The organism is Marinobacter sp. BSs20148, from assembly GCF_000283275.1.
Taxonomy (GTDB): domain Bacteria; phylum Pseudomonadota; class Gammaproteobacteria; order Pseudomonadales; family Oleiphilaceae; genus Marinobacter; species Marinobacter psychrophilus.
Map to the genome: position 1 here is coordinate 3,703,040 of NC_018268.1, position 12,702 is coordinate 3,715,741.

12 protein-coding genes are annotated in these 12,702 nt (G+C 55.3%); 7 read left to right on the plus strand and 5 right to left on the minus strand.

What is annotated here, in order from left to right; all coding sequences use genetic code 11:
• The first annotated feature begins 30 nt into the window (after positions 1-30).
• Positions 31-840 carry an indole-3-glycerol phosphate synthase TrpC gene (trpC, locus tag MRBBS_RS16930; protein ID WP_041635700.1) on the plus strand — a complete coding sequence of 270 codons (810 nt, stop codon included), beginning with the start codon at positions 31-33 and terminating at the stop codon, positions 838-840.
• 147 nt (positions 841-987) lie between these two features.
• Positions 988-2,127 (plus strand): GGDEF domain-containing protein, encoded by a 1,140-nt coding sequence (locus tag MRBBS_RS16935; RefSeq protein ID WP_014872818.1) that lies wholly within the window; start codon positions 988-990, stop codon positions 2,125-2,127.
• Between the two features lie 5 nt (positions 2,128-2,132).
• On the opposite strand, the gene MRBBS_RS16940 is transcribed toward MRBBS_RS16935, so the two are convergent.
• On the minus strand, positions 2,133-2,753 hold the full coding sequence (locus MRBBS_RS16940) for a glutathione S-transferase family protein (RefSeq protein WP_014872819.1): 621 nt from the start codon (positions 2,751-2,753) through the stop codon (positions 2,133-2,135).
• 143 nt (positions 2,754-2,896) lie between these two features.
• On the opposite strand from MRBBS_RS16940, the gene MRBBS_RS16945 reads away from it, so the two are divergent.
• A complete protein-coding gene (locus MRBBS_RS16945) occupies positions 2,897-3,757 on the plus strand; it encodes a substrate-binding periplasmic protein (protein ID WP_014872820.1) in 861 nt (286 codons plus the stop codon).
• Here MRBBS_RS16945 and MRBBS_RS19535 read toward each other — a convergent pair.
• Positions 3,685-3,840, minus strand: coding sequence for an META domain-containing protein (locus MRBBS_RS19535; RefSeq protein WP_264641596.1), 156 nt, complete (start codon positions 3,838-3,840; stop codon positions 3,685-3,687). The genes MRBBS_RS16945 and MRBBS_RS19535 overlap by 73 nt on opposite strands.
• Positions 3,841-4,085: 245 nt before the next feature.
• Between MRBBS_RS19535 and modA the strand changes: the two genes are divergently transcribed.
• From modA to modC, 3 genes are read left to right on the plus strand one after another with little or no spacing between them, the layout of a single operon-like run.
• Positions 4,086-4,853, plus strand: coding sequence for a molybdate ABC transporter substrate-binding protein (gene modA, locus MRBBS_RS16950; RefSeq protein WP_014872821.1), 768 nt, complete (start codon positions 4,086-4,088; stop codon positions 4,851-4,853).
• 21 nt (positions 4,854-4,874) lie between these two features.
• Positions 4,875-5,555 carry a molybdate ABC transporter permease subunit gene (gene modB / locus MRBBS_RS16955; RefSeq protein ID WP_014872822.1) on the plus strand — a complete coding sequence of 227 codons (681 nt, stop codon included), beginning with the start codon at positions 4,875-4,877 and terminating at the stop codon, positions 5,553-5,555.
• On the plus strand, positions 5,552-6,634 hold the full coding sequence (modC, locus tag MRBBS_RS16960) for a molybdenum ABC transporter ATP-binding protein (protein ID WP_014872823.1): 1,083 nt from the start codon (positions 5,552-5,554) through the stop codon (positions 6,632-6,634). Before modB ends, modC begins: the two co-directional genes overlap by 4 nt.
• Positions 6,635-6,677: 43 nt before the next feature.
• Here modC and crp read toward each other — a convergent pair whose 3' ends face one another.
• Complete coding sequence (gene crp, locus MRBBS_RS16965; protein WP_007348385.1) at positions 6,678-7,319, minus strand: cAMP-activated global transcriptional regulator CRP; 642 nt, start codon at positions 7,317-7,319, stop codon at positions 6,678-6,680.
• Between the two features lie 270 nt (positions 7,320-7,589).
• On the opposite strand from crp, the gene MRBBS_RS16970 reads away from it, so the two are divergent.
• Positions 7,590-8,012, plus strand: a complete 423-nt coding sequence (locus MRBBS_RS16970) for an OsmC family protein (RefSeq protein WP_014872825.1) — start codon at positions 7,590-7,592, stop codon at positions 8,010-8,012.
• Between the two features lie 20 nt (positions 8,013-8,032).
• Here the strand turns inward: MRBBS_RS16970 and MRBBS_RS16975 are convergent, their stop codons facing one another.
• The gene (locus MRBBS_RS16975) at positions 8,033-8,899 is read right to left on the minus strand and encodes a phosphoribulokinase (protein ID WP_014872826.1); all 867 of its coding nucleotides are present in this window, start codon (positions 8,897-8,899) and stop codon (positions 8,033-8,035) included.
• A gap of 19 nt (positions 8,900-8,918) precedes the next feature.
• Positions 8,919-12,701 (minus strand): DUF1631 family protein, encoded by a 3,783-nt coding sequence (locus MRBBS_RS16980; RefSeq protein ID WP_014872827.1) that lies wholly within the window; start codon positions 12,699-12,701, stop codon positions 8,919-8,921.
• Between the last annotated feature and the right edge of the window lies 1 nt (position 12,702).

A 12,702-nucleotide genomic window follows, 5' to 3' on the forward strand; every position in this document is an offset into this window, starting at 1 on the left:
CAGATCAGCGCAAATATGGAAGCAAAAAAAATGAACACACAGAACGACAAAACCCCCACCATCCTGCGCAAAATCGTCGACAGGAAATGGCAGGAAATTGAACAGCGCCAGCGCACCGCCAGCCTGGCTGACCTAAAAGCACGCGCCGGCGACCAACCCGGCACCCGCGGCTTTGCCAAAGCTCTGCGCCAGCGCATAGAAGCCTCAAAACCTGCGGTTATTGCCGAAATTAAAAAAGCGTCGCCCAGCAAAGGCATACTGCGCGACCCCTTCGAGCCGGCGCAGGTCGCCGAAAGCTATGAAAAAGGCGGCGCTACTTGCCTATCCGTACTCACCGACCACGACTTCTTCCAGGGCCACGAAGACTTCATGGTGGCCGCCCGCAACGCCTGCAGCCTGCCCGTTATCCGTAAAGATTTTATGGTATCGCCCTATCAGGTGTATGAATCCCGCAGCATTGGTGCCGATTGCATACTGCTTATTGCGGCCTGCCTGACCAGAGGCCAGATGCAGGAGCTCGAAGGCATTGCCTACGAAACAGGCCTCGACGTGCTGGTAGAAGTTCACAACAGCGAAGAATTGGACGACGCCCTCACCCTCAGCACCCCGCTTGTAGGCATCAACAACCGCGATCTGCACAGCTTTGAGGTATCACTGGAAACCACCTTTAACCTGCACCAGCTGATTGGCCCCGAGCGACTCGTCATCACCGAAAGCGGGATTATGACCCGCGCCGACGTCGAAACCATGACCGGCCGCGGCATTTATGGTTTTCTAATCGGTGAGTCATTCATGCGCGCCCCTGACCCGGGAGCCAAGCTGCAGGAACTGTTTGCATAATCTTTTTCACCGTGTTCGCTAACGCAGCGTATTTAACGAATACAGTTCAACCAAAATTTAATGGTTGAGGTTGTAACCGGCAGACATTTGGTTAACTATCGTAAATATATACATACCAGTGAACGCTGTTCACAAGGATGAACTGTCGTGATCTTTCACCGCACGCCCATACCTCCGAAGTGGCAATCCACTTATGAAGACTTCCTGTGCCAGGTTGAGAAACAGATCGCACTGGTTGCCGGGTGGTTAATAACAGTCATTCTCGTGATTTATCAGGTTAACCAAAATCAGCGGGGCATCGACGGCAATATTCACATCATCGAAACCTTGCTGCGGGCGCCGGTAATGCTGGTGGCTCTGTTTACGTTGTTTGTCCACTACACGAAAAAGCCCAAAGTAGACCCGGGTTTGTTGCTGCGCGTTATCGCGCTATCGGTGATGGGCCTGTCACTGTCGCTGTTTGTAGCGCACGCACTTTACAGCCCTGATACTTTGTACCAGATGTCCAATGTCTTGATGATCGGTTTTTTTGGTGTGTCCATGCTCTCGGTTCGCGGTCTGGAGCAGTGGTGGACGTTGTTTATCATCCCGTTGATGCTATTCTTTGCTGCCCTAGTCATTGTAGATCTGAAATTCAAACAGCTTCTACCGTTTTTGTTTGACCCGTTGGTGATGATTTTTGTGGGCATGGTGGTCAGCCGTTCCCTCACCCAGCTGCGGCGCTCCGAGTTTCTAACCCGGCAACAGCTCAAAAGCCTGGCGTTGACCGATCAGCTAACCGGACTGCTCAACCGCCACGCTATTCATACATCACTTGAGCAATTGGTCGCTCGTTATGCCCGCCACGGGCATCCGTTCAGCCTGATATTGGGTGATCTGGACAAATTCAAGCGGGTTAACGACAGCTACGGCCATAATGTGGGCGATGACGTGCTGATCGAAACCGCAAACCGCCTGCAAGATCATGTGCGTGCCGGCGACATCGTGTGCCGCTGGGGAGGTGAGGAGCTGCTTGTGGTTTTGCCAGACACCGAACTGGACAGTGCCTTGGCGGTCGCAGAAAAGCTGCGCTGCGCTGTAGGGGAAACGCCTATGGCAGCCGGCGGGCAAAGCATCAAGCAAACCATCAGCTTCGGGGTCACCGGCTACCACAACGGCGAGCACATCGACACCACCATAATGCGCGCCGACAGTGCTCTATACCTGGCCAAGGAGGGCGGTCGCAACCGCGCGGCGAGTGTCGAACCCGGCGCTGGCGCCCCGGACTCAATACCGGCTACTTTATAGCAAGCCTAAACCTTCGCCGAAGGCCGTGACTTGATGCGGTCAAACCAGGCCTGCAGGTTCTGGTGTTCTGCCGCGATACGAATATTCACCACCCGCGCAAAGGCAACGGTGACAAACGCGTTGATATCCGCAGCCGTAAAACGATCGCAGCAAATATAGTCTTTGCCTGCCAAGTGCTCATCCAAAAAAGCCATGAACGAAACCACCGCCTTGCCACAGTCCTCGCCCCATTCTTTGATCGGATTCATGCGATCACTGAAATACCCGCTAGTGTGCTGGAAACACATACCCGTGGGCATAAAAAAGTAAAAATCTATCCAGCGCAGCCACTGCTCAATCCGTGTTTTCTCCAACGCCGTGTCACCCAATAATGTGGGCGAATCAGGGTAGCTTTCCTCAAAATAACGGCAAATCGCCATGGTTTCGGCCACCGCCGTGCCATCGCCCAATTCCATTACCGGCACTTTCTTGAACGGATTGCGGGCGGCAAATTCGGGCGTCAGGTTTTCGCCTTTTTGCAGATCAATTTCGACAAATTCAGCGACGTCCAGCAGGCCCTTTTCCGCCATGAACATACGCACACGCCGTGGGTTGGGTGCGGTTTTTGTTTCGTAGATTTTTATCATTGAGGCGGACTCCAAAATATAATAAAGTTGCTAATAACCTGTAAACGTTGGCGGGACGCTAGGACTTCGTCAAGCGTAGTCGAATAACGACAGCAAGCCAAACACACGCTAGAAACAGAAATTCGCATCCTGGCCCAGCTGATATGAACAGTCGACCCCGGCCCCACGATCCCTATTTCCCCTTGCTGGCATTTTTGCTGTTATTCATGGCGGTTGCCCAGTCTTCAAATGCGGATGAGCTGACCCCTCTGCCCGGTCAGGTTGTGCTCGCCGCAGATCCCTGGTGCCCCCACAACTGCGAGGCCGGTTCAGCCGTAGAAGGGTATATGGTGGACATTCTCCGCCAAGCCTTCGCTCTTCAGGATATATCCGTAAGCTATGTCAATATGAGCTGGGCGCGGGCGTTGCAACAGGCGCGGAGCCACCATGTGGATGGCATTATTGGGGCTTTTGCCGGCGACGCCGGCGATTTTTTATTCCCGGAAGAAGCACTGGGATACTCGGAAACGATGTTTTTTGCTCACCCAGACAGCCAATGGACGTATGAAGGCCTGAAATCACTGGAAAACCGGACATTGCTGGTCATTTCCGATTATTTTTACGCTCCGGGCATATCTCAGTATATTAATAACAACCGCCACCAGCAGGATCTTATTTGGGAGCTTTCGGGAGAGCATCCCCTAACCCGAGCAATTACGCTGATTGGCCAAAGGCGCGCCAACCTGTTGTTTGAAGATCGCCAAGTGATGGCCTGGACACTGCGTAAAAGGCCCGACCTGCCAAAACTTCGAAGTTCTGGCAACATCTACGCTGCGCCCGTTTATGCCGCCTTTGCGCCGGCTCATCCCCATGCGCAGGCGCTGGCTCGAATTCTCAGCGATGGCGTGCGCCACCTGCGGGCCACAGGTGAACTCAAGCGTATTTATCAGAGCTATGGCTTGGGTGCAGACGGGAAAGCGCGGATGGTTTCGCCCGCAGGGGGGCTCAACAATAGCTCGCCGTGATCACCAAAGCGCGCCTTGTTTACATTCATAAGCAGCGTCACAAAGTAGTCTTCCTGATTCATCAACGCGGGCGGACAGGCCATTCGAGTAGATGCTGATATGCGAGTTGTCGACAAGGTCTTTGCCTCCCAAATCCTCCACAACCCATATTGCCACCCTGCAGTAAGCCGTCCGTTGTAACACGCTCTTAATTGGCGTCCGGCGTGTTGGCGCAAGCGCTTAGAAAAAGCGTCGAACTGTCATACTTAACGAACGGCACCACAGGACCCGCGTGAGCCAAACCCGATGCGCAGCTTGTTTTATCCACCAGAATACAGAGACTCACTGCATGTTTACCTTTAATTGCCTGATTTCACGCTTCATTGCCGCTGCACTGCTGTTTTTTATGGCCAACCTGGCCGGTGCTGAACCTTTACGCATTGCGGTTGCCGCTAACTTTACTGACACCACCCGTGACCTTATTGCCTTGTTTGAAGAAACCACCGGTTACTCAGTTGCCGCCAGTTATGGTTCCACCGGTAAACTCTTCGCCCAAATAGAAAACGGCGCGCCCTTTGACGTGTTTCAGGCCGCAGACAGTGCGCGCCCGGAAATGCTCGAAAACAGCGGCAGCGCCGTTAGCGGTAGCCGTTTTACCTACGCCCGCGGCAAACTGGCGCTATGGAGCCCGGAGACCAACGTGTTCAGCGACCCCGCAAGCTGGCTCGCCAGCGCTGACTTCAAACGACTGGCCATCGCCAATCCGAAAACCGCGCCTTATGGACTGGCCGCGCAGCAGGTGTTAAAAAACCTGAGCCTGTGGGATGCCCTGCAACCGCGTCTGGTGCGCGGTGACTCAATCGCACAAACCTTTCAGTTTGTGGCCACCAGCAATGCCCAGGCAGGCTTTGTGGCACTGTCTCAGGTGAATGCCTGGCAAAATAGTAATGGCACACTGTGGGTGGTACCGCAGCAGATGTACGCACCCATCGACCAGCAAGCGGTTTTGCTTAGTCATGGCAAAGACAAACCTGTTGCCCGCCAATGGCTGGATTTTTTACGCAGCCCGCAGGCGCTGAACCTTATGAAAGACGACGGTTACGACATTGCCGACTGACGCAAACACAGGCCCGTAACGATGATGGAAACTTACTGGGAGCCAGTGTGGCTGACCCTGAAACTGGCGACCATGACCACCTTGATACTGGCGGTGGTGGGCACGCCCATTGCCTGGTGGCTGGCCCGCAGCAAACACTGGCTACGCCAGCCGATCGCTGCTGTGGTGGCACTACCGCTGGTACTGCCGCCTACCGTTCTGGGGTTCTATTTATTGCTGCTGTTGGGCCCTAAAGGTGTTGTAGGGCAACTTACCGAACAGCTGGGCCTTGGGCTACTGCCATTCACTTTTGAGGGTTTGGTAGTAGCGTCTGTGATTTCCTCACTGCCGTTTACAGTGCAACCCCTGCAAAACGCCTTTATCGGCATCAACAATCAGCTTCTGGAAGTGGCCGCTACGTTACGAGCTTCGCCCATGGACCGATTCATCACCGTGGTGATACCACTGGCCCGCCCGGGATTTTTGACCGCCGCCGTACTCACCTTTGCCCACACTATTGGCGAATTTGGCGTAATACTGATGATTGGCGGCAATATCCCGGGGGAGACCAAAGTGTTATCAGTGGCCATTTACGACCACGTTGAAGCCATCGAATACACCCAGGCCCACTGGCTCGCTGGCGGTATGGTGATGTTCTCGTTTGTGGTGTTGGTGGCGCTGTATTCGCTGAATGGCCGCGTACACTCGGGGATGATGAAATGAGCGCCGATGGCACTATCCTGGCGCGCTTTCACTGCCACATTGGTGACTTTACGCTGAAGGTGAATCTGAATTTGCCGGGCAACGGATTAACGGCGCTGTTCGGGCACTCTGGCTGCGGTAAAACCACCCTGTTACGCTGCATTGCCGGGCTGCAACCGGCCAGTGGCGAATTGGTGGTGAACGGTGACACCTGGCACAACGCCCATGAAAGTCGCCCCGTGCATCAGCGCCCGCTGGCTTACGTGTTCCAGGAGACTTCGTTATTTCCGCATTTATCGGTAGAACGCAACCTGAACTACGGTTACCGCCGGGTGCCCGTTAACCAGCGCCGGATTCAGTTTGATCAGGCGGTGGAATGGCTGGGGCTGGCGTACCTGCTGAAGCGTATGCCGCAAAAGCTGTCAGGCGGTGAACGCCAACGGGTGGCTATCGCCCGCGCCCTGCTGACCAGCCCGCAGTTGTTGCTGATGGACGAGCCATTGTCGGCACTGGACCAGGCCAGCAAGCGGGAAATCCTGCCCTACCTGGAACGCCTGCGTGACACCCTCGCCATTCCAATTTTGTACGTCTCCCACTCAGTGGCGGAAGTCGCCAGGCTGGCAGATCACGTTGTTATGCTGAACCAGGGGCAGGTAACGGCCAGTGGGTCTCTGCAACAGACCTTGGCGCGCACCGATCAGCCCTTTGGCTTGGAAGAAGGCGCTGCCATTATTCTGCCTGCCCGTATTACCACTCAAGATACCCAGTGGCATCTGAGCCTGGCGGAATTTGACGGCGGCCAGCTGTGGCTTCCCAGCGAGCCGCGCATCCCGGTCGGCAGCGATGTACGGGTTCAGGTACTGGCAAGGGATGTCAGCCTGGCGCTCAGCGCCAACCATGACCAGAGCATCCAGAATCTGATCCACGGCCGAATCGATGAAATTGCAGAAGAGATAAGCCCGGGCACGTCACTGGTGCGGGTGCTGGCAGGCAAGACGCCATTTCTGGCGCGTTTGACCACCCGCTCCGTACACACTCTGGGACTATCCCCGGGCAAGCCCGTATGGCTGCAGATAAAAGCGGCGGCTCTCGCTGACTGATCCGCTCTATTGGCCAACGTTAGAGCCAAGGCCGCGAAACGACTCAGCGAGTACCGTAAACCACCATGGTCTTGCCTTTTACCCGCACCAGGCCCTGCTCTTCCAGAGTTTTCAAGACCCGGCCCACCATTTCGCGGGAGCAGCCCACAATGCGGCCAATCTCTTGCCGGGTAATCTTGATCTGCATACCATCCGGATGGGTCATAGCGTCTGGTTGCTTGCACAAGTCCAGCAGGGTGCGAGCGACCCGGCCGGTAACATCCAAAAACGCCAGATCGCCCACTTTGCGGGTGGTCTCACGCAACCGCGATGCCACCTGCTCGCCGATGAAATACAGAACCTTTGGGTCCTGCTGGGCAATCTCACGGAATTTTGTGTAACTGATTTCCGCCACTTCGCACTCGGTTTTGGCTTTCACCCAGGCGCTACGGGAATCCAGGTTATCGAACAGCCCCATCTCGCCAAAGAAGTCGCCGACGTTCAGGTAGGCCATGATCATTTCACGCCCGTTTTCATCTTCAATAATGACCGTTACCGAGCCTTTCACAATGAAAAACAGCGAGTCGCTCTTGTCACCCGCGTAGATGATGGTGCTTTTTGCCGGGAAACGACGGCGATGGCATTGCGACAGAAAATAATCCAAGTGCTTGGTACGATCATCAATAGGCTTCAAAATTGTGGCCATGGCTTGCGCGGCACCTCCGTAGAAACGAACACTGGAATATCCTGCCTTGATCATAACGCTTTTCTAACAAATTTTTCATCCCTAACGCACGCTAGCACCTTCTGAATCGCAACAACCGGTAGCCCAGTCAAGTTCAGGCTGTCGCTTAGCCTTCTGTCAATAATCGCCGATGCTGTCGATTCACCCGCTCTGTGCTAGCATCTTGCGCATTCGTTTCCATTGCCGTCCATGGCGGAATTAACACTCAATAACACCTGCGGAGAGCCTGTGATGAAAGCCACCATCGACTGGACCGGCGAAGTCAGTTTCAAAGCGACCAGCGCCAGCGGCCACAGCGTTCAGCTGGACGGACCTGCAGACCTCGGGGGCCAGAATCGCGGCCCGCGACCCATGGAAATGGTACTGATGGGGCTGGGTGGATGTTCGTCGTTTGATGTCATGAGCATTCTGAAAAAAAGCCGTCAGGACGTTACTGCCTGCCACACCGAACTGAGCGCGGAACGAGCCGACGCGGTGCCGGCGGTGTTCACAAAAATTCACCTGCACTTCGTGGTGACCGGAAACAATCTTAAAGACAGCCAGGTAGCACGGGCGGTGGCCCTGTCTGCCGAAAAATACTGCTCAGCGACCATCATGCTGGCCAGCGGCGGGGTAGAAATCACCCACAGCCATGAGGTACATCAGGCCAACTAGTTTATTCACTTTGAACAGCTTCAGGCGAAGGCTTTCTGTGCGATCAGCCGTTGTACCATAGGCCGCACAATCAGCTCCATGGCCAGGCTCATTTTTGTACCGGGAACTACCAGGGTATCGTGGCGCGACAACACGCTGTTGGGAATTACCTGTAACAGATAGGGAAAATCCACCTCGCGGGCGTCGCGGAAGTGAATCACCAGCATGCTTTCGTCTTCGGTGGGTACATCACGCACCACAAACGGGTTGGATGTATCCACCAGAGGCACCCGCTGGAAGTTGATGTGGGTATGGGAAAACTGCGGCACTATGTCATGAACGTAGTCGTTCATGCGGTTAAGAATGGTTTCAACCACCGCTTCCTGGCTGTAGCCACGATTGTGAGTGTCGCGGTGAATCTTCTGAATCCATTCCAGATTTACAATCGGCACTACGCCAATCAACAGGTCAACGTATTGGGCGATGTTAAAGGCATCGCTGACCACGCCACCGTGTAAGCCTTCGTAAAACAGCAGGCTGGTATTGGGGGACAGGTCTTGCCATGTAGTAAAGCTCCCGGGTTTATTGCCCTCTGCAACCAGCGCAAAGTCCTCATCGTGCACATACTGGCGGTAGCGCCCGCTGCCGGTCAGGCTGTAATCGTAAAACAGAGACTCCAGGCGGTCGATGTGATTGGCACCTAGGGCAAAGTGATTGCGGGCACCGAATTGCCCTTTGGCCGCCAGGCGCGCCATCTGCTCACGAGTATAACGGTGGAAACTGTCGCCACCCACCATGGCGGCGCTCAGGCCCTCGCTGTCGAACATACGGCGAAAAATCCGGCCGGTGGTGCTGGTGCCGGCACCGGATGAACCGGTAACGGCAATAATAGGATGGCGTTTCGACATAAACTACTGGCTTCCGCGGTTATACCAGGCTGTCGAGCATGCCGGGCTTTTCAATGGCTGTACCCTGAGCGTAATCCACACCTAGCTGAACTAGCAGTGCCAGCAGCTCGCGGGACTCTACCTGGGTTACAATCACCTCGCGCTCTAGATAGTGCGCCATTTCCACCATCGAACGTAACATGGTCTGATCGCTCTGGCTGTTGACGAGATTTGCCGTCAGCGCGCTGTCGATTTTCAACATGTCTACCGGCAGCGACCGTAGTGCTTGGAAAGAGTCTGGGCCATTCCCCATATTACCCAAGCAAAAACAACACCCAAGCTCTTTCATTTCGCGCACAAATTCCGCCAGCGCCACCATATCGCGTACTGCAGAGGCTTCGGTAATCTCAAAGCACAAACGCTCAACGGGTACTTCAGGCTCGTTCAGCTTCTCGTAGATAAACTCCAGCAGCGCTGGGTCGTTCAGCGAATGCCCGGACAGATTGATGACAATGCCACCAAATTGCTGCAAATCATCTGCTTTGCGTTTCAGCCAGTCGAGCATGGTACCCACCACCCAACGATTCAGAGCCTGAATCTGGTCGTAGCGCTCAGCCAAACGGATAAAGTCTTTACCGCCAACCAGGTTGCCATCGTCATCGTAAACGCCGGTTAAAACATCGTATTGGGTCAGCCTGCGGGTTTCGGGGTGCAAAGGCATAATTTTCTGGCACCGCAGCGACAGATGCTCCTGTTGTTTGTCTTGCAGGCCGGCCACTTTGGCAACAATTTTTTGTTGCTGGGCCTCATCTGCAGGCGCCGGGCGATATTCCCCAACGGCCTCTTGCTGACTGGCGTTTGCATGCAGTGTTTGCTCGGCGGCTTCCAGCCAGAGCAAGGGGTTCAACAGTGTTTCCAGCTGCGGCACCAAAGCGGCGCCTAACTCCAGAAAGAACGGTTTATCTCGCAGCATCGGTTGCAGCGCTGACACCTGCTGGCTTAGCGGGCGGGTCAAGGCCATAGCATCCTCTGCCGGCAGTAATAGCGCAAATTGCGCGCCTGACAGGCGCGCAATTGGAGTGTCTTCAGCACAGCACGCAGACAAAATAGCCGCAACCTGCTGCAGCAAGGCGTTGCCCGCTTGCTCGCCGGCACCGTCGTTGAACTTACTGAAGTTTCGCAGGCTCAGCCGCAACAGAGTTCGCGGCGTTTGCCAGCAGGTCAATTGCTGATCCAACTGGCGCTCAAACTCGCGCCGCTCCAATAAACCGGTAAGCTCATCGTGGCTAGCGGCGCTGGCCAGCTGGTCATATACTTTGCGCACCATACGGTCCAGACCTTCGTCCACCAGTGGCCGCTGATAGTGTGGGTCTAGCACAATATAGCCCTGGCGCATTTTATCCGCCAGCGTATCCAGTTCCAGCTCTACCACCCGCATGCCCTGATGGTTCACAAACACCAGACGTTGGAAATCACGGGCAATCCACACCAGTCGAATGTAAAACGGTTCGTTAGACGGGTGTTGGTCACACAGCCAGTCACCAGTGTGCAGCTCTTGAACACGCTTGCGCCATCGTTGCCCCTGCTCGGGCAGAGTGCGCAGACGCGACGGTGCTGCGGGCGATTCCGGTATGGCCAGCACCTCCGGCGCCGATTTTGGATCGCGCACCAGAAACCGTCGCAGTTCGTCACGAATCTGAGCAGACGGCAAGTGACTGCTTGAAATAGAGGACAAGCCATCCTGAATGGTGCGCAGCAACTCCGGCAGATTAATCTCGCTGTGCGGATCTTTGGTAAATAGCACCAAGGAATCCACTACGCCCAGATAATCTTGCCATAACTCGCTGTTTGGCCCATGGCGGACCCAGGTTAGCGACAGCAAATCACGCCAACCACCAGCCAGCAGGCTATTGAGCGCTTTTGGCACAGTTTTACCCGCCAGCCGGGCCTGCAAAGTGTCTTCTACCGCCTGTTTAGACTCGGCAACTTTTTGCGCGCCTTCAGCAGCAGCCTTAACCCGCTCAACATTGCGTTGATACACTCTTTTCTGACGCTCAATCAGCTCTTCCAGCTCTTCCGCTGCGCGCTCAAAGACGCCCATATCATGCTCAAAGCCTGTCACAATAGACTGGATTAACTCTTCCACCCGGCGTTGAATAACCGGGTTGACTCTGCTGCCACGGCTACCGAGCTGGGCCAAACGGTTAAGCACACCGCGAACCGGGCTCTGCTCGTCCTCAAAAAAGTCCGGGTCACGCATCACCACTTTCAGCACCGGAACTTCCAGTTGGCGCAGTTGGTGACGAGTGGATTCGTTTAGTTTCGGGCTCTCGCGCAGGCTTTCAAAAAAACGGTCAACCACGTCCACCGCACCCTGCTGTTCGGTATCAAGTTTGCCCTGACTGTCTGCGCGCACCTTGCTGACCACACGTTCCCGCAAGCTGGCGGCATCATCGTTAGCGGGCAAAGCGACGGTCTGCAGTTGCTGCAACTGTTGCTGCAACTGGGCATTGCTTAAGGGCGGAGCGTTCGCCGGGAACTCATCGCTGCGCACCGGGCTTTTCGCAGCGCGACTGCTCGCCAGGGTATTTAGCAGGCTACGCACCGTGCTAAACGCGTGGCGTGCAAGCCGGGAGTACTCCTGAAATTGGGCGGATTTCTCGCCAGAACCTGGCTCTAGCACCGGGCGGGGTCGGGCCGCCGGTTGTGGCTTTGTCTCGGATTCTACCGCCGGCTCCGTGTTAGAACCTGTTATGGGCACAGCCTGCTGTTCGAGTCGCTCTGCGGGCTTGCTCGCTTCAGATGCTGATTCGCTACGCTGCATATCAGCCAGGTATTTAGTCAAGTCCAGATCAGGCAAAACATCTTGGCGAATTAATATGTTATTCAGCTCGGCATAGAGCGGTTCTAGTTGTTGCAGAACGGTATGTTCGAACACACCGAAGGCAACTTTTTCAACCTCGCGAGACATTCGCAGGAGCGCCAGCCCATCCCGAAAGGATTCACACACCAATGACGGACCAAGCGGATTGGTATAGCCGGTCGCATTTGCAACTTTCAGACTGTCCATGCGCAACTTCAACTGCAACAACGAACCTCGGTACAGCGTGTCCGCCTTGGTTATCATCACCCGCAGGCTTAACCAGTCTTCAAATTCGCCCTTGTCGACCACCGCCAGAGAGCCAGCTGGCCCCGCTTTGGATGCCGGCTTTAGCGGAGATTCCAGACTTTTTGCCATTTGCTGCCATACCTGGCGTTGGTGGCTGTTCAACTGACCTGAAGCGTCCATTAATTCGTTCGCCAGCTGGTTGTTACCCGCTTCGCGGGCGCGGGCCTGAAGCGCAGCAACGGTTTGATCCAGGCATTCCTGCATTAAAGGATCAATAAACTGCACCACGGCTTTGGCGCATTGGTGCAGCACAAACTGCACCCGCTCGCTGGGCGCACGCAAATGCGCAGAGCCTGCCACACGTTCGCCACTGCACTGCTTCAGCATGGAACTGACAGCTACCGCGTTGGCCTGAACAAAACACACGCCCATAGCGTTCTCAACGCGATGACGCATCTGTACTTGCAACTGATGGCGCTGGCCAGGCACCCCGGAACCGTCCGAACCGCGAAAACGCACCAGCAGGCTCTGCCCGCCAGCATCACCCAAAGCCGCGTCAAGCTTATGGGAAACCGCTTGGGAATAGCGGATAAACAAGCCCTCGGCGCAAAAATCAGCGATTTGACAAGGCCAGTTTTCACCGCGCCCCAAATCCAGTTGGGCCGCAAGTTTTATAGGTTTTCTGGGGCTACTGCGTCGTTCTACAGATTCCATG